The following is a 15891-nucleotide window of genomic DNA, read 5'->3' as shown; positions in this document are numbered from 1 at the left end:
CCGGCGGCCGCCGACGGTGACGAGCCGGACCGGCCCCGTCCCGGGTCCCGCCCCGAGCGGAGCCAGGGGTGGGGAGGACGGGGCCCTCCGTCAGAACGCCGCCTCGGGGACCTCCATCAGCGCGTCGTCGGTGGCCTCGGCGACGGCCCGCTCGGCCGACAGCCGGGGCAGCACCTGCGTGCAGAAGAACCGGGTGGCGGCCAGCTTGCCCTCGTAGAAGGACCGGTCCCGCTCCCCCACCTCCCCGGCCAGGGCGGCCAGGGCGACCTCCGACTGGCGGACCAGCAGCCAGCCGGTCACCAGGTCGCCGGCGGCCATGAGCAGCCGGGTGGTGTTCTGCGCGACCCGGTACAGGCTGCGCACGTCGTCCTGGGCGGCGGTCAGCTGGCCGAACATCGCGGTGAGGATGCCCTGCACGTCGGCGAGCGCGGTGGCCAGCAGCGCGCGCTCCTCCTTGAGCCGGCCGTTGCCCGCCTCGGCGTCGATGGTCGCCTGGACCTGCGAGGCCAGCCAGGTCAGCGCGACGCCGCCGTCCTTGACGATCTTGCGGAAGAAGAGGTCCTGGCCCTGGATCGCCGTCGTCCCCTCGTAGAGGGTGTCGATCTTGGAGTCGCGGACGTACTGCTCGATCGGGTGGTCCTGCAGGTAGCCCGACCCGCCGAGGCACTGCAGCGACTCGCTGGTGAGCAGCTGGGTGGCGCGCTCGGAGCCGTAGCCCTTGACCACCGGCAGCAGCAGGTCGTTGACGCGGGCCGCCAGCCGGGCCTCCTCGCTGTCGGCGGTGCCGGCGGCCTCGGCCTCGGTCACCCGGTCGCGGAAGCCCGCGGTGTAGAGGTACAGCGCCCGCATGCCCTCGGCGTGGGCCTTCTGCAGCATCAGCGAGCGGCGGACGTCGGGGTGGTGGGTGATGGTCACCCGCGGGGCGTCCTTCGACGTCGCGGTGAGGTCGGCGCCCTGCACGCGGTCCCTGGCGTAGGCCAGGGCGTGCTGGTAGCCGGCCGACAGGGTGGCGATCGCCTTGGTGCCCACGAACATCCGGGCGTGCTCGATGACCCGGAACATCTGCGCGATGCCGTCGTGCACCTCGCCGACCAGCCAGCCCCTCGCCGGCACCGGCCCGTCGCCGAAGGTGAGCTCGCAGGTCGTGGAGACCTTGAGGCCCATCTTCTGCTCGACGTTGGTGACGTGGACGCCGTTGCGCTCGCCGAGCGCGCCGGTCTCGAGGTCGACGTGGAACTTGGGGACGACGAACAGCGACAGTCCCTTGGTGCCCGGCCCCGCGCCCTCGGGGCGGGCCAGCACCAGGTGGACGATGTTGTCGCTCAGGTCGTGCTCGGCGGAGGTGATGAACCGCTTCACGCCGGTGAGGTGCCAGGAGCCGTCCTCCTGCCGCACGGCCCTCGTCCGGCCGGCGCCGACGTCGGACCCCGCGTCGGGTTCGGTGAGCACCATCGTGGCGCCCCACCTGCGCTCCAGCACGAGCTCGGCCAGGCGCTTCTGGTCGGGGGTGCCGAGGTCGTGGAGGATCGCGGCGAAGGCGGCCCAGGAGCCGTACATGAAGACGGCGGGGTTGGCGCCGAGCACCATCTCGAAGGCGCCCCAGGTGAGCGCGTGCGGGGCGCCGTAGCCGCCGAGGTGCTCGGGCAGGTCGAGGCGGTACCACTCGCCGTCCTCGATGGCGCGCACCGACCGCTTGAACGACTCGGGGAGGGTCACCGAGGAGGTCGCCGGGTCGAACACCGGCGGGTTGCGGTCGGCGTCGGCGAAGGAGGCCGCGATCGGGCCCTCGGCCAGCCGGCGGACCTCGGCCAGCACCCCGCGCGCGGTCTCGGCGTCCATCTGCTCGAACGGTCCCGTGCCGAACCGGTCCTTGGTGTCGAGGAACTCGAACAGGTTGAACTCGATGTCCCGCAGGTTCGCGGTGTAGTGGCCCATGCCGTGTCGCTCCTGATCTCGGTGCCGGTGCGGCGAGCGTCGCCGCCCGCCGGTGGCGGACGCTATTACCGGCGGGTAACCAGGAGCAAGATCGCGCGGGCAGGACCCGCCCGCAGGGGTGGGCCGGGTCGTCCGGGGGAGCTCAGCGGTTGCGGCGGCGGGCGGCGAGCACGGCGCCGAGGAACGTGGCCACGAGGAAACCGAGGGCGGCGGCGATGAGCAGCGCGACGACCAGCGGAGCGCGCACGTCGGTGAAGACGAGGCTGATCGGCACGGTCTCGCCGTTGAACACCGCGAACAGCACCAGGACCACGGTGACGGCGATGAGCAGGACCAGCGCGAGACCGCGGCCGGCGGTGCGCCCGGCACGGCCCACGCGGGAGGGGCCCGAGGGCCGCGCCGGGGCGGGCGAGGTGCCGCCGGTCGTCCCGGCGGGTGCGGACCCGGCGGGGGAGGTCCCGTAGCCGGTCGCGAACGGGTCGGTGCCCGGGGCGGAGGGCCGGGGCTCGGCGGGCGTTCCGGGAGTGGTCACGCCGGAGGTCTGTCCGCCCGGGCCCCGGGTCAAACGGGGATCAGTCGCGGTGGGCGGCCGGTTCGGTGCCCGCCGGCGGCCAGGAGGGGCCGGCGGTACCGTCGGCCGGGCCGGTGTCCTCGGGGCCGTCGGAGTCGGGCGCCGGCGGGCCGGACGTGGCGCTGCCGAGGGGGCCGACGGAGCGCGGGGTCTCCGGCTCGGGCATCTTCTGCTCGCGGGTGCTCACCCTGGCGAGTCTGCGTCCCGGGCGCCCGGGGGGCGACCGGGCGGGCTCACTCCGACAGCGAGGGGCCGGCCTCGTGCGCGGGGTGCCCGGCGCTGCGCTCGCGCTGCTTCATGCGGGCCTCGTAGACGTGCCGGTCGCCGTCGGAGAGCTCGGTGCGGGCCCGCTCGTCGAAGGCGCGGAACACCGACCAGTAGGAGGCGTCGTAGTCCTCGACGATCTGGAAGGTCCACCGGTCGGCGATCACGTTGCGCCCGACGAGGTCGCGGTCGAGGTCGTCGGCGAGCTCGGTGTGCCCGGCCTTCCGGAACAGCTCGACGGCGTCCTGCAGGAGGAGGTCGGCCTTGCCGGAGTGCTGGTGGAACCCGTAGAGCTGGCCCCGCGCCTGCTCGATCGTCTCGAGGGCCTCGGAGAGCTTGCCCAGCCCCTCGACCGTGGTGTCGTCGAGGTCGGGGCGGCTGCGGTCGACGGTCACCGGCCCATCCTGCGGGCTGGGACCCGGCCTCGCCCGGCGAGCGGTGTGCGGCCGGGCGGGGCCGGCGCTCAGGCGGAGGTGACCAGGACCGGGTGGGCCGCGGCCGGGCCGGTGCCGGCCGGGTTGCTGCCGGCCGAGTCGCCGGCGGCGATGTCGACCAGGCGCTCGGCGAGCCGGCGGCCGTGCGCGGCGGGGCCGTCGGGGCCGAGCAGGCCACCGGAGAGGTACATACCGTCGAGGATGAGGTGCACCTGCGCGGCGAGGTCCTCGCCCACGCCCGGCGCGACCTGCTCGGCGAGCCGCTCGAGGCGGCCGTGCAGCTCGAACTTGTAGTCGGCGGCCGCGACGCGGGCCGGGTGCTGCGGGTCGTCGTACTCGCTGCTGACGTTGGTGAACGGGCAGCCGCGGAAGCCGGCCCGGGTCACGTCGCGCTCGACCACGGCGACCACCGACAGCAGCGCGGCGCGCGGGTCGTGCGCCAGGCGCTGCAGCTCGGCGTCGATGCTGGCCAGCACCGTGGCGGCCTTGCGCGCGAGGTAGGCCCCGACCAGCTCGTCCTTGCTGCGGAACAGCCGGTAGACGGTCATCTTGCCCAGGCCGGTCTCGCGGACGAGCTCGTCCATGCCGACGCTGCGCGAGCTGCGGGCGGCGAAGAGCCGCTCGGCGGTGTCGAGGACGATGGCCTCCCGTTCCGCGCGGCTGCGGCGGACCGGGGCCGGGCTGTCGGCGTCGGCGAGGGGCAGGGCAGCGGCGGTCACACGGGGATGGTGCCGCCTCCCGTGACGGATCAGTCCACGGCGCGCCGGGTCCCCGGCACGGGTGATCGCTGTGGGTGACCGAGGGGCGAACGCGCTGGTCGGGGCGGTGGTGAGCCGTGGGACCCGTGGGACGACGCGGTGGTGCCGTGGGGGAGGCCGGACGGCGGCCGTCCTCCTCCCGTGCGCGGCCGCGGGAGCGCACGGGAGGGGTGGACGGGTCCGTCCGCGGTCAGCCCGGGGTGTCGGCGGGACCGTCGCCGAGCGGCTGGCCCTCGGCCGGGTCCTCCGCGCGGGGGGTGCGGCCGTCGTCGGTCTCCTGCTGGTCCGGGTCGCCCTCCGCCCGCTCGGGCGTGCGCGGGGGCCGTTCGGGCTCGGTCACGGCGTCCTCCTCGGGTCGCGGGTGGGTGCTCCGGGGCCTTGCCCCGCGACCGGCCGGGTGAACCTCCGGCGGTCGGCCGACCGGGACGGCAGGCCCCGGGGACGACGACCAGCACGTCCTCGTCCGGGCCCCGACGACGGGACGGACACGGACCACCTTCGGGGTGGGGACGCGGCGCCTCATCCTGCGGGCCGGCCGCCCTCGCCGTCGCCGCGGCCGTCGTCGGCGTCGCCCGGGCCGTCGTCGCCGCTCCCCGCCCGCCGGGCCCGGACCGGCAGCCCGTACCAGAGGCCGACCGCGACGAGGAGCACCAGCGCGCTGCCCACCAGGCCCGGGCCCCGCCCCAGGACGACGTCGAGCACGAGCAGCACGCCGCTGCTGATGGCCAGCACCAGCAGCGCCAGGCCGGTCACCAGCATCCGGTCGGCCACCGCGATCAGCGCCGCCTTCTGCCGCCGCCGGAACACCAGCCGGTGGAAGGACACCGGTGCGATGAGCACCACCGTGGCCAGCGCCGTGGCCATCAGCGTCACCGTGTAGACGGTCAGCGCGAAGGCGTCGAGCTCGGTGAAGCGCTGGGTGAAGGCCAGGCCGAGGAGGAAGGCGAAGAGCACCTGCACGCCGGTGATCGCCACCCGCAGCTCCTGCAGCAGCTCGGCGAGGTTGCGGTCGAGCAGCTGGTCGAGGGTCTCCCCGCGCGCCCGGGCGCTGCGCAGGGCGGCCGCCCGGGACCGCCCGCGCAAAGGTGCCCCGTCGTCGCTCGTCGGCCCCTTCCCGCCCACGCACGGCGCGGTACCCGCCGGCCTCGCCGCGCGACACCCGTTTCCCGAGGTCGGCGCCGCGGTACCGCCGGGGGGCCGACCGAGGAGGAGCCGTGGCCGACGACGACCGGGACACCATCAAGAGGGACTTCGACGAGGTGGTCAACATGAGCGCCGCGGAGCTGCAGCGGTGGCTGGACACCGACGAGTCGCAGTCCGTCGGGCAGAAGAGCGGCGGCTCGGGTGAGTCCACCGGGCACGAGTCCGGACGGCGGATCGTCGAGATCCTGCACAAGAAGAAGGGCGACCTCACCGACGACGACTACGCGCACATGAGGAAGGTCCACGGCTACGTCCAGCGGCACCTGGCGCAGGAGCCGGCCAAGGAGGACGTCGAGGACTCCCGGTGGCGGTACTCGCTGATGAACTGGGGCCACGACCCGCTGAAGAGGAAGTAGCCCCGCCCCGTGCGCCTCGACGACCCGCGCCGCAACGACCCGGCGCAGTACGACGCCCTCGCCGACCAGTGGTGGGAGGCATCCGGCGGGTTCGCGATGCTGCACTGGCTGGCGGCCTCTCGCGCCGAGCACCTCCCGCCGGCGCCGAGGCCCGGCGCGCTGCTGGTCGACCTGGCCTGCGGCGGCGGGCTGATGGCGCCGCACGCCTCCCGGCTGGGCTACCGGCACGTCGGCGTCGACCTCAACGGCCCCGGGCTCGCGGTGGCCGCCCGGCACGGGGTGCTCGCCGTCCGCGGGTCGGTGCTGGCCGTGCCGCTGCGCGACGCGTGTGCCGACGTGGTCGTCGCCGGGGAGGTGCTCGAGCACGTCGAGGACGACGTCGCGGTGCTCGCCGAGGCCGCCCGGGTGCTGCGGCCGGGCGGCACGCTCGTGGTCGACGCCCTCGCGGCCACCCGGCTGGCCGAGCTGGTCGCCGTCCGGATCGCCGAGCGCCTGCCCGGGGGGCCGCCGCCGGGCATCCACGACCCCGCCCTGTTCGTCGACCGCCGCCGACTGCTCGCCGCGGCCGACCGGCTGGGCCTGGACCTGCGGCTGGTCGGCCTGCGCCCCTCGCTGCGCGACGTCGTGGCCTGGCGGCGCGGCCGCCGGGACGTCGTCCGGATGCGGCCGCTGCCCACCACGGCGGTGCTGTTCGCCGGTTACGGACGCAAGCGGGACTCGCCGCCGCACCGGGACGGCGCGGGTGGCGTGACCGCGGCGGCGCTCCCGCACGTACGGTCGGGGACATGACCCCCCTGCCCACCAGCACCGCGACGCCGGGGCAGCGCGGGTGAGCGCCGCGGTGCTGACCGGCGCCGGCGCGGCCCTGCCGGCGACGCTCGACCAGGACGCGGCGTGGGAGGGCTTCTTCGCCCGGCACTACGCGGGCGTGCGCGCGGCCCGCCGGATCTGGGACGGCGCCGGCGTGCGCACCCGCCACGCGGTGGCCAACCCGGTCGACGAGGACCTCAGCCGGTGGAGCACCGGTGCCCGCATGGCCCGCTACGTCCAGGAGGCGCTGCCCCTGGGCAAGCAGGCGGTGGCCGGCGCGCTCGACGACGCGGGCCTGGCCCCTGGCGACGTCGGCCTGTTCGCGGTGGCCACCTGCACCGGGTACGCCACCCCCGGCCTGGACATCCGGCTGGCCAGCGACCTGGGCATGCCGCCGGGCCTGCAGCGGCTGCTGGTCGGGCACATGGGCTGCTACGCGGCCGTCCCCGGGCTGGCGGCCGTCGGCGACTTCGTGGCCGCCCGCTCCCGCCCCGCGGTGCTGCTGTGCTGCGAGCTGACCAGCCTGCACGTGCAGCCGGCCGAGCGGCAGCTCGACCAGGTGGTCGCGCACGCGCTGTTCTCCGACGCCGCGGCCGCCGTCGTCGTCGAGCCCGGCGCCGGCCGGGGACGGCGGCTGGCCGGGGTGGTCGCGCGCACCGACCCCTCCACCGCCGACCACATGACCTGGGACGTCACCGACCTCGGCTTCCGGATGGGCCTGTCGCCGCGGGTGCCCGACGTGCTCTCCCGGTACGTCGGCGACGTGGTGGCCGAGCTGCTCGACGGCGCGGGCCTGCGCGTGGAGGACGTGGCGGGCTGGGCGGTGCACCCCGGCGGCCCGCGGATCCTCGACGTCGTCCGTGACGAGCTGGGGCTGACCGACCAGCAGGTGGCCGCCTCCCGGCGGGTGCTCGCCGAGCACGGCAACTGCTCGTCGGCCACCGTGCTCCTCGTGCTGCAGGAGCTCGCCGACGTCGACGGCCCCGTCGTCGCGATGGCCTTCGGCCCGGGACTGACCCTCTACGCAGCGCTACTGCTGCCGGTATAGGGCGAGCCACCGGCCCGAGCGGGCACTACCCTGTGTCACCACAGCCGCAGTGCGCAGGGGAGGCCGCCGTGTCCGCCACCTCGTCCCCGGTCCGGGTGTTCCTGATCGACGACCACGAGGTCGTCCGTCGCGGTGTCGCCGAGCTCCTCGAGGACGACCCGGGGCTCGAGGTGGTGGGGGAGGCGGGCAGCGTCGCGGAGGCGCTCGCCCGCGGTCCCGCCGTCCGGCCCGACGTCGCGGTGGTGGACATGCGGCTGCCCGACGGCGACGGCGCCGACCTCGTCCGCCGGCTGCGCGAGCGGCTGCCGGCCGTCCGCTGCCTGGTGCTGTCGAGCTACGCCGACGAGGACGCGATCGCCGCCGCCCTCGCCGCGGGCGCCGCCGGTTACGTGGTCAAGCAGGTGCGCGGGGCGGACCTGGTGTCGGCGGTGCACACGGTCGCGGCCGGCGGCACGCTGACCAACGGTCCCGGGCGGCGGCCGCGGACGAACGGCGAGGTGTCGCGGCGGCTGGCGGTGCTGACCGAGCAGGAGCGCAGCGTGCTCGCGCTCATCGGGGAGGGCCTGACCAACCGGCAGATCGGCGAGCGGATGGGCCTGGCGGAGAAGACGGTCAAGAACTACACCAGCCACCTGCTGGCCAAGCTGGGCCTGGAGCGGCGCACCCAGGCGGCCATCCTGGCCACCGAGCTGCGCGGGCACCGGCCCGGCTGAGGCGTCAGGGCGCCGGGCGGGGGACCGTCCAGGTCACCTGGGTCCCGGTCGGACCGCCGGCGGTCGCCAGCCGGCCGTGGTGCCACGCGGCCCGCTCGGCGAGGTTGGCCAGGCCGCTGCGCACGGACACCGCCGGCAGGCCCCGGCCGTCGTCGGTGACCACCACGGTGACCTCGCCGTGCGGGCCCTCGTCGCCGGCGTCCACGGTGACCGCCACCCGGGTGGCCCCCGCGTGCCGGACGACGTTGCTCAGCAGCTCGCGCACGACGGCGAGCACGTCGGTGGCCAACCCCGTGGGCAGCGCGTCGAGGTCGCCGCGCAACCGCAGGTCCGGCTGCAGCTCCGAGCCCTCCGTGGCCTGCCGGACGGCGTCGGTGAGCAGCCGGCCCAGCCCGGCCGGAGCGGTGGCGCCGTCGTGCAGGCCGAAGATCGTCGAGCGGATCTGCGCGATGGTGGCGTCGAGCTCGTCGACACTGCGGCCCACCCGGTGCGCGGCGTAGGGGTCGGCGTCCTCCAGCGACCGGCTGACCCGGTCCAGCGAGAGGGCGGTGGCGTAGAGCCGCTGGACGACGTGGTCGTGCAGGTCGCGGGCGATGCGGTCGCGGTCGGCCTGTACCTGCAGGCGGCGCTCCCGCCGCTGGCTGCGGGCCAGCTCCAGGGCGACGGCGGTCTGCGCGGCGAACGCCGACAGCGCGTCGAGGTCCTCGGTGTCGAAGGGTTCGCGCCCGTCCCGGCGCAGGCAGATCAGCGTGCCGAGGGACCGGCCCAGGGGGGCGATGACCGACGACCGGTACTCGCGGATCAGCTCGACGGCCACCGGCGCGTGCCGGCCGCGCACCGGGTCGGCGCGGATGTCGTCGACCAGCTCCCCGACCCCGGTGCGGTGCACCCGCCCGACGTGGGTGTCCTCCAGCGGGACGCGCACGCCCTCGACCTCGTCGGCGGCGGTCCCCGCGGCCGCGACGATGGTCAGCGCGCTGGCGTCCTCCTCCTCCGCGACCAGCACGCCGGCGAGGTCGGCCCCGCTGAGCAGGTGCGCGCGCTCGACCACCGTCTGCAGCACCCCGAACGGGTCGGCGCCCGACAGCAGCGCCGTCGACACCTCGGTGGCCGCCTGCACCCACGCCCGGCCGCGCTCGGCCGCCTCGGCCAGCCGGGCGTTCTCGATGGCCAGTCCGGCGGCGGCGGCGAGGGCGAGCACCGCCTCCTCGTCGGCCTCGGTGAACGGCCCGCCGTCGCGCTTCTCGGTGAGGTAGAGGTGGCCGAAGACGGCGTTGCGCACGCAGACGGGTACCCCGAGGAAGGAGTGCATCGGCGGGTGCCCGTCCGGGAAGCCGACGGAGGCGGGGTGTGCACCGAGGTCGTCGAGCCGCAGCGGCACCGGGTGGTCGACGAGCAGGCCGAGGATGCCCTCACCGGCCGGTAGCCGGCCGATGCGCTCGCCGTCCGTGTCGTCCATCCCGACGATGACGAACCGGTCCAGCCGGCTGCCGTCGCGGGTGAGCACGCCCAGCGCGCCGAAGGTCGCGTCGACGTGGGCGACCGCGGCCTCGACCAGGCCTCGCAGCGTCGCCTCGAGGTGCCCGCCGGCGGCCGCCGCCCGCACGGCGGCGGCCAGTGCCGGCTCGCCCCCCGTCGGCGGGCCCTCCGGACCGGGCGGGGTCAGGGCCCGTCCCGAGGGTTCCTCCCGCCTCCGCCGGTCGACGGCGAAGGAGTCGCTCACGCTCCGCGGACCAGGCGGCGCCCGTGGGCACGGGGGACCACCGGCCGCAGCAGCGTGCGCCCGGAGCCGGCGACGAGCACGAGGTCGCCGCCGCGGCCGGCCGCCTCCAGCGCGTCGAACACCGGCTGCTCCACGGTGGCCGTGCGCACGCGGCCGGTGACACCGGTCTCGGCGATGGCCCGCACCACCTGTGCCTCGACCTGGGCCAGCACCGCGGCGCGCTGCCGCTCGTCGACCCCGCGGGGCACCGGCACGAGGCTCTCGGCCGGGCTGTCGACCACGCCGGCGGCCAGCACCGTGCCGTCCCGGCGCGCCGCCTCCCGCAGCGCCCACACCAGGGCGCCGTACGAGGAGGCCGAGCCGTCGACGTGCACCACGAGACGGGGGCGGGGGCGGCGCGGCAGCAGGGGAGCCAGCCGGAGCGGTTCCACGGGCGTGTCGGCCATGTGGCGATCCTGTCGCCCACCTGCCCGTTCGGACAGGGACCAAGGACCCGGATACCGGAACTCAGACGGCCGTTGCTCGGGTCCGGGTGGCCGTGACCACCGTCGTCCCGTCGTCGGGGTCGGTGTCGGCCCGGACGGACAGCCCGGCGTCCGCGGCGGCCGCCGCCAGCCCCGGCCCCTGCGCCGCGCCGATCTCGACCAGCAGGCCGCCGTCCGGGGAGAGCCAGTCGGGTGCGCCGGCGAGCACCTTGCGGTGCACGTCCAGCCCGTCGGGGCCGCCGTCGAGCGCGGTGCGCGGCTCGTGCAGCCGGGCCTCGGGGGGCAGGAGGGCCAGCGCGGCGGTGGGCACGTAGGGCGCGTTGACGACGAGGACGTCGACCCGGCCGCGCAGCCGCGCCGGCAGGGCGTCGTAGAGGTCGCCGCCGTGCACCCGCCCGCCGACCGGGTCGAGGTTGCGCCGCGCGTAGGGCAGCGCCGCGGGGTCGACGTCGGCGGCGTGCAGCTCGGCCAGGCCGACCGCGGTGGCCAGGGCCAGCCCGACGGCGCCGCAGCCGCAGCACAGGTCCACCGCGACCGGCCGACGTCCGGTCCGGCCGGCGACGGCGCGCGCCTCCGCTGCGGCACGGGCGACCAGGGCCGCGGTGCGCTGCCGGGGGACGAAGACGCCCGGGCCGACCGCGACCCGCAGCCCGCAGAACTCGACCGCGCCCACCAGGTGCTCCAGCGGTGCACCGGCCTCCCGGCGTCCGGCCAGCGCCTCCAGCTCCGCGGCGGTGGCCGCGGCGCCGGCGAGCAGCCGGGCCTCGTCCTCGGCGAAGACGCAGCCGGCCGCGCGCAGCCGGGCCACCAGGCGGGCCTCCTCGGCGGGGGAGAGCAGCACGCGGACAGGCTCGCAGACGGCGCCCGTAGGGTCGCCGGCGTGCTGCCTCCCGTCGTCGACGTCGCCTGGTGGCGGGCCGCCGGTGGCGACGTCCGGCTCGCCGACGTCCGCTGGTACCTCGACGGCCGGTCCGGCCGCGCCGCCTACGACGCCGGGCACCTGCCCGGCGCGGTGTTCGTCGACCTCGACCGCTGGCTGGCCGCCCCCGGCAGCCCCGCGGAGGGCCGGCACCCGCTGCCCGACCCGGCGGTGTTCGCCGTCGGCATGGCCGCCCTCGGGATCGGCGACGACACCACCGTGGTCGCCTACGACGACGCCGGGGGCTCCGTCGCCGCCCGGCTGGTCTGGCTGCTGCGGGTCACCGGCCACGAGGCCGCCCTGCTCGACGGCGGGCTCGCCGCCTGGGACGGGCCGCTGGAGCAGGCCGCCCCCGACGTCGCGCCGGCGGTGTTCACCCCCCGGCCGTGGCCGGCCGAGCGGCTGGCCGGCGTGCCGGACGTCCTCGACCCGGCGACCGTGGTCGTCGACGCCCGCGACCCCGCCCGGTTCCGCGGCGAGCACGAGCCGGTGGACCCGCGGGCCGGGCACGTCCCCGGCGCGGTCAACGTGCCGCACCGGGGCAACCTCGACGCGGACGGCCGCTTCCTGCCCGCCGGCGCGCTGCGCGAGCGGTTCGCCGCCGCGGGCGTGACCGGCGAGGACCCGGTGGTCGTGTACTGCGGCTCCGGCGTGACGGCCTGCCACGACCTGCTGGCGCTGGAGCTCGCGGGGCTGCCCGCCGGGCGGCTGCACGCCGGCTCCTGGTCGCAGTACAGCAGCGACCCCGACCGTCCGGTGGCCACCGGCGACTGAGCCGTCGACGACCTGTCGGTGAGTCGTCATGCACGGTCGTGCATACTGATGCCATGTCCAAGGTGCTCAGCCAGCTGCCCGTCGGCGAACGCGTCGGGATCGCCTTCTCCGGTGGTCTGGACACCTCCGTGGCGGTGGCCTGGATGCGCGACAAGGGGGCCGTCCCCTGCACCTACACCGCCGACCTCGGCCAGTACGACGAGCCCGACATCGGCTCGGTGCCCGGCCGGGCCGGCGCCTACGGCGCGGAGATCGCTCGGCTCGTCGACTGCCGGGAGGCGCTGGTCGAGGAGGGGCTGGCGGCGCTGACCTGCGGGGCCTTCCACATCCGCTCGGGCGGGCGCAGCTACTTCAACACCACCCCGCTCGGCCGCGCGGTCACCGGGACGCTGCTGGTGCGCGCCATGCTGGAGGACGACGTCCAGATCTGGGGCGACGGCTCGACGTTCAAGGGCAACGACATCGAGCGCTTCTACCGGTACGGCCTGCTGGCCAACCCCTCGCTGCGGATCTACAAGCCGTGGCTGGACGCGCAGTTCGTCGACGAGCTCGGCGGGCGCAAGGAGATGTCGGAGTGGCTGACCGCGCACGGCCTGCCCTACCGGGACAGCGCGGAGAAGGCGTACTCCACCGACGCCAACATCTGGGGCGCCACCCACGAGGCCAAGCGGCTGGAGCACCTCGACACCAGCATCGAGATCGTCGAGCCGATCATGGGCGTGCGGTTCTGGGACCCGGCCGTGGAGATCCCGACCGAGGACGTCACGATCGGCTTCGCCCACGGCCGGCCGGTGTCGATCGACGGCAAGGAGTTCGACTCCGCCGTCGACCTGGTGCTCGAGGCCAACGCCATCGGCGGCCGGCACGGGCTGGGCATGAGCGACCAGATCGAGAACCGGGTCATCGAGGCCAAGAGCCGCGGCATCTACGAGGCGCCCGGCATGGCGCTGCTGCACGCGGCCTACGAGCGGCTGGTCAACGCCATCCACAACGAGGACACCCTCGAGACCTACCACCTGCAGGGCCGGCGGCTGGGCCGGCTGATGTACGAGGGCCGCTGGCTGGACCCGCAGGCGCTGATGCTGCGGGAGTCGCTGCAGCGCTGGGTGGGCATGGCGGTCACCGGCGAGGTGACCCTGCGGCTGCGCCGCGGCGAGGACTGGTCGGTGCTGGACACCACCGGTCCGGCGTTCAGCTACCACCCGGACAAGCTGTCGATGGAGCGCACCGAGGAGCCCGCGTTCGGCCCCGGCGACCGGATCGGCCAGCTGACCATGCGCAACCTCGACATCGCCGACTCGCGAGCCAAGCTCGAGCAGTACGCCCGGCTGGGCATGGTCGGCACCGAGCAGCCGGCGCTGGTCGGCGCCGCGCAGGCCGCCGCCACCGGGCTGATCGGCGACATGGTCGAGGGCGGCGCCGAGGCGATCGCCTCGCTCGGCGCGCGCGGCGGCGACGAGGAGCTCCTGGACCGGGCGGCGATGGAGTCCGGCACCGACTGAGCGCCTTCACAGGCCGAGGGCTTCGCGCAGGCCGAGCAGGCAGGCGACCCGCCGCAGCCCCGGGTGCGGCGGGTCGACGACGAGGCGCCCGCCGGAGCGGCGGGCGGCCAGGACCAGCCGCGCCAGCAGGTCGACGGTGCCCAGGTCGACGGCTGCCTCCGGGTGCACGGTGACGACGACGGCGTGCCCGCGGGTCACCAGCAGCGCCACCTGGGCCCAGGCCGGGCCGTCGTCGACCGCGGGCACGGTCACGACCTCCGCCGCCCTCATGCCCTGTCGACCGGGGCCCGTCGGCGGACTCATCGGTCGCCTCGCAGCGATGAGTCCGGGCGCTCCGGGCGGTCGACCCGGTGTCCCCGTTGAGAGGAGCTCCGCGTGCGCAGGCTGGTGGTCACCGCCTTCCTCACCCTCGACGGCGTCGTGCAGGCGCCCGGCCAGCCCGAGGAGGACCCCTCGGGCGGCTTCGCCCACGGCGGCTGGCAGCCGCCGTACTTCGACGACGAGACCGGTGAGCGGATCGTCGAGTGGTTCGCGGGTGCGGAGGACTTCCTCCTCGGCCGCAGGACCTACGAGATCTTCGCGGCCTGGTGGCCGCACGCGCCGCAGGACGGCGACCCGATCGCGACCGCGCTCAACCGCAGGACCAAGCACGTCGCCTCGCGCACGCTGACCTCGGTGGACTGGAACGGCACCGCGCGGCTGCTCGAGGGCGACGTCCCGTCCGCCGTCCGCGCGCTCAAGGACCGCGACGGCGGGGAGCTGCAGGTGCACGGCTCGGCCGGGCTGGTGCAGACGCTGCTGCGCGAGGACCTCGTCGACGAGCTGCGGCTGCTCACCTACCCGGTGGTCGTCGGCCCGGGGAAGCGGCTGTTCGGCGACGGCGCCTTGCCCGGGGCCTGGCGGCTGACCTGGTCGTCGGCCATGCCGCGGGGCGCGGTCGCGGCCGTCTACGAGCGCGCGGGGGAGCTGCCCAGCGGTGAGTTCACCCTGGAGAGCGTGCCGGTGGTGCACTGAGCCGGGTGGCGGCGAGCAGGCGCTCCAGCGGCGCCGGCGTCGACGTGGGGTCGAGCCGCTGGGCGAGGGCCCGCGCGTAGCGGGCCTTGCGGCCGGCGGTGGTGCCCAGGAACCGGTGCAGCTGCTGCTCGGGGGAGCGTCCCCGGTGGGCGGGCTGGTGCCGGAGTGTGGCCAGCCCGCGCGACTCGCCGAGCTCCTGGACCACCGCCTCGACACCGGCGGTGCCCACGGCCCGGATGAGCTCCTCCTCGAGGTCGGCGACGCACGCGAAGAAGCCGGACCGGGCGAGGTCCGGTCCGGGCGCTGCGACGCCTCGCCGGTGCCCGTGCTCTCGGGTGGCCAGTGCCTGGCGGAAGACCGGCTCCTCCGCGGCGTCGTAGAGGCCGGCGACGCGGACGTCCAGCCCGCGGGGCCCCAGGAGCGCGAGGTACCGGCGGACGTTGGTGGCCCCGCCCATGGGCACGACGCACACGCCCTCCGCGGCCAGGTCCCGGCCCCGCGCCGCCGCGACCGCCCGCACGGCCTCGTGGTCGCTGAGGCCCTCGACGAGCACCACGGTGTGGGTGCCCGTCGCGGGCCTGAGCTGCCGGGCCGCCGCGGCGGCCCCCGCGTCCCCGATGCCGCGCGCGGCCCAGGTACGGAGCGCCGACGCCAGCGGTCCGGGCTCGGGCACGCGGCGACCCTCGCAGCCGAGCCGGACGCCGACAACCGGGTCGTCGGGTGACCGCAGTGGTCCGGTCGGCGGCTCGGGACCTGCCGTACGCGACGTCCGGTCGACTGCTGACCGCTTGCGTCCGGATCAGCCGGACGTGGGCGAGCGGGTCAGAACGGCGGTGGGTCGTCGCCGGGGTCGGCCGGCGGCGCCGTAGGTGAGGCGTCGGTGTCGTCCGGTGGTGCGTCCGGTGGTGGGGGCTCGGGCGGTGGAGGTGGTCGCATGCCCGGTGGCCGGGTGGTCCTGGTGATGCCCGACGGGGTGGTCACGGTGAGCACGCCGTCGGCGGTCATGGTGAACCGCCAGCCGGGGACGAAGGTCTTCAGCCGGTGGTGGCTGCGGCACAGGCAGCACAGGTTGGCGCAGTCGGTCGGCCCGCCGCAGGCGCGTGGGAGGACGTGGTCGGCGTCGGCCCAGCCCACTCGTTGGCCGCAGCCGGGGAAGCGGCAGGTGCGGTCGCGGGTGTGGATGAACGCCTGCTGTGCCGCCGACGGCTCGTAGGCGGCGACCGGAGCCGGCCCATCGAGCAGCGCGCACCCGCACTCGTCCTGCTCGTGGACGGTGCAGCCCCGCCCGGCGAGGCGGCGCAGCTGCTCGAGCGTGGTGGTGGCGCGCAGGGCGCCGTCGTCGTCGGCCAGCGCCAACGCGACCGACCCGCCCTCCGGCGTAC

Annotated in this window: 20 protein-coding genes; 7 read left to right on the top strand and 13 right to left on the bottom strand. The window is 76.2% G+C overall.

Features of this window, described 5'->3' with window-relative positions:
• Positions 1-90: 90 nt before the first annotated feature.
• The 7 genes from LY71_RS20075 to LY71_RS20050 form a co-directional block, all read right to left on the bottom strand.
• Entirely contained in the window at positions 91-1935 is a 1845-nt protein-coding gene (locus LY71_RS20075; protein WP_106281066.1) for an acyl-CoA dehydrogenase, read from the bottom strand.
• Between the two features lie 142 nt (positions 1936-2077).
• The gene (locus LY71_RS24565) at positions 2078-2467 is read right to left on the bottom strand and encodes a LapA family protein (protein ID WP_106281064.1); all 390 of its coding nucleotides are present in this window, start codon (positions 2465-2467) and stop codon (positions 2078-2080) included.
• A gap of 40 nt (positions 2468-2507) precedes the next feature.
• Positions 2508-2693, bottom strand: coding sequence for a hypothetical protein (locus LY71_RS20065; RefSeq protein ID WP_106281062.1), 186 nt, complete (start codon positions 2691-2693; stop codon positions 2508-2510).
• 46 nt (positions 2694-2739) lie between these two features.
• The gene (locus LY71_RS20060) at positions 2740-3165 is read right to left on the bottom strand and encodes a hypothetical protein (RefSeq protein WP_106281060.1); all 426 of its coding nucleotides are present in this window, start codon (positions 3163-3165) and stop codon (positions 2740-2742) included.
• Between the two features lie 68 nt (positions 3166-3233).
• Positions 3234-3923, bottom strand: a complete 690-nt coding sequence (locus LY71_RS20055; protein ID WP_106281058.1) for a TetR/AcrR family transcriptional regulator — start codon at positions 3921-3923, stop codon at positions 3234-3236.
• A gap of 229 nt (positions 3924-4152) precedes the next feature.
• Entirely contained in the window at positions 4153-4302 is a 150-nt protein-coding gene (locus LY71_RS23605) for a hypothetical protein (protein WP_170121424.1), read from the bottom strand.
• A 179-nt stretch (positions 4303-4481) separates the two neighbouring features.
• Positions 4482-5045: a DUF6328 family protein gene (locus LY71_RS20050; RefSeq protein WP_211297448.1), complete on the bottom strand. Its 564-nt coding sequence runs from the start codon at positions 5043-5045 to the stop codon at positions 4482-4484.
• A gap of 131 nt (positions 5046-5176) precedes the next feature.
• Between LY71_RS20050 and LY71_RS20045 the strand changes: the two genes are divergently transcribed.
• The 4 genes from LY71_RS20045 to LY71_RS20030 all read left to right on the top strand — a co-directional run bounded on the left by LY71_RS20045 (position 5177) and on the right by LY71_RS20030 (position 8092).
• Positions 5177-5521 carry a DUF3140 domain-containing protein gene (locus LY71_RS20045; RefSeq protein WP_106281056.1) on the top strand — a complete coding sequence of 115 codons (345 nt, stop codon included), beginning with the start codon at positions 5177-5179 and terminating at the stop codon, positions 5519-5521.
• A gap of 9 nt (positions 5522-5530) precedes the next feature.
• Entirely contained in the window at positions 5531-6310 is a 780-nt protein-coding gene (locus tag LY71_RS24560) for a methyltransferase domain-containing protein (protein ID WP_106281054.1), read from the top strand.
• Positions 6311-6350: 40 nt separating this feature from the next.
• Positions 6351-7379, top strand: a complete 1029-nt coding sequence (locus LY71_RS20035) for a type III polyketide synthase (protein ID WP_106281052.1) — start codon at positions 6351-6353, stop codon at positions 7377-7379.
• A gap of 68 nt (positions 7380-7447) precedes the next feature.
• On the top strand, positions 7448-8092 hold the full coding sequence (locus LY71_RS20030) for a response regulator transcription factor (protein WP_106281050.1): 645 nt from the start codon (positions 7448-7450) through the stop codon (positions 8090-8092).
• A gap of 4 nt (positions 8093-8096) precedes the next feature.
• On the opposite strand, the gene LY71_RS20025 is transcribed toward LY71_RS20030, so the two are convergent.
• From LY71_RS20025 to LY71_RS24290, 3 genes are all read right to left on the bottom strand, one after another.
• The gene (locus LY71_RS20025) at positions 8097-9815 is read right to left on the bottom strand and encodes a GAF domain-containing sensor histidine kinase (protein WP_106281048.1); all 1719 of its coding nucleotides are present in this window, start codon (positions 9813-9815) and stop codon (positions 8097-8099) included.
• Positions 9812-10261 (bottom strand): universal stress protein, encoded by a 450-nt coding sequence (locus LY71_RS20020; RefSeq protein WP_106281046.1) that lies wholly within the window; start codon positions 10259-10261, stop codon positions 9812-9814. The genes LY71_RS20025 and LY71_RS20020 overlap by 4 nt, the downstream gene beginning before the upstream one ends.
• A 61-nt stretch (positions 10262-10322) precedes the next feature.
• Positions 10323-11141: a putative protein N(5)-glutamine methyltransferase gene (locus LY71_RS24290; protein ID WP_245888127.1), complete on the bottom strand. Its 819-nt coding sequence runs from the start codon at positions 11139-11141 to the stop codon at positions 10323-10325.
• Between the two features lie 39 nt (positions 11142-11180).
• Between LY71_RS24290 and LY71_RS24285 the strand changes: the two genes are divergently transcribed.
• Complete coding sequence (locus LY71_RS24285) at positions 11181-11993, top strand: sulfurtransferase (RefSeq protein WP_106281044.1); 813 nt, start codon at positions 11181-11183, stop codon at positions 11991-11993.
• A 53-nt stretch (positions 11994-12046) separates the two neighbouring features.
• Positions 12047-13495, top strand: a complete 1449-nt coding sequence (argG, locus tag LY71_RS20005) for an argininosuccinate synthase (protein WP_106281042.1) — start codon at positions 12047-12049, stop codon at positions 13493-13495.
• Positions 13496-13501: 6 nt separating this feature from the next.
• Here the strand turns inward: argG and LY71_RS20000 are convergent, their stop codons facing one another.
• Positions 13502-13747, bottom strand: a complete 246-nt coding sequence (locus tag LY71_RS20000; protein WP_146146195.1) for an STAS domain-containing protein — start codon at positions 13745-13747, stop codon at positions 13502-13504.
• Positions 13748-13870: 123 nt separating this feature from the next.
• On the opposite strand from LY71_RS20000, the gene LY71_RS19995 reads away from it, so the two are divergent.
• On the top strand, positions 13871-14509 hold the full coding sequence (locus LY71_RS19995) for a dihydrofolate reductase family protein (RefSeq protein WP_106281038.1): 639 nt from the start codon (positions 13871-13873) through the stop codon (positions 14507-14509).
• Here LY71_RS19995 and LY71_RS19990 read toward each other — a convergent pair.
• Both LY71_RS19990 and LY71_RS19985 read right to left on the bottom strand, forming a co-directional pair.
• Positions 14478-15182: a TOPRIM nucleotidyl transferase/hydrolase domain-containing protein gene (locus LY71_RS19990; RefSeq protein ID WP_211297446.1), complete on the bottom strand. Its 705-nt coding sequence runs from the start codon at positions 15180-15182 to the stop codon at positions 14478-14480. The two genes, LY71_RS19995 and LY71_RS19990, sit on opposite strands and share 32 nt — an antisense overlap.
• A 149-nt stretch (positions 15183-15331) precedes the next feature.
• On the bottom strand, positions 15332-15891 hold a 560-nt coding region (locus LY71_RS19985; RefSeq protein ID WP_211297445.1), incomplete at its 5' end, for an HNH endonuclease signature motif containing protein.

The organism is Geodermatophilus tzadiensis (assembly GCF_003002915.1).
In the GTDB taxonomy this organism is placed as follows: Bacteria; Actinomycetota; Actinomycetes; order Mycobacteriales; family Geodermatophilaceae; genus Geodermatophilus; species Geodermatophilus tzadiensis.
This window is presented reverse-complemented; position numbering and strand designations above follow the sequence as displayed.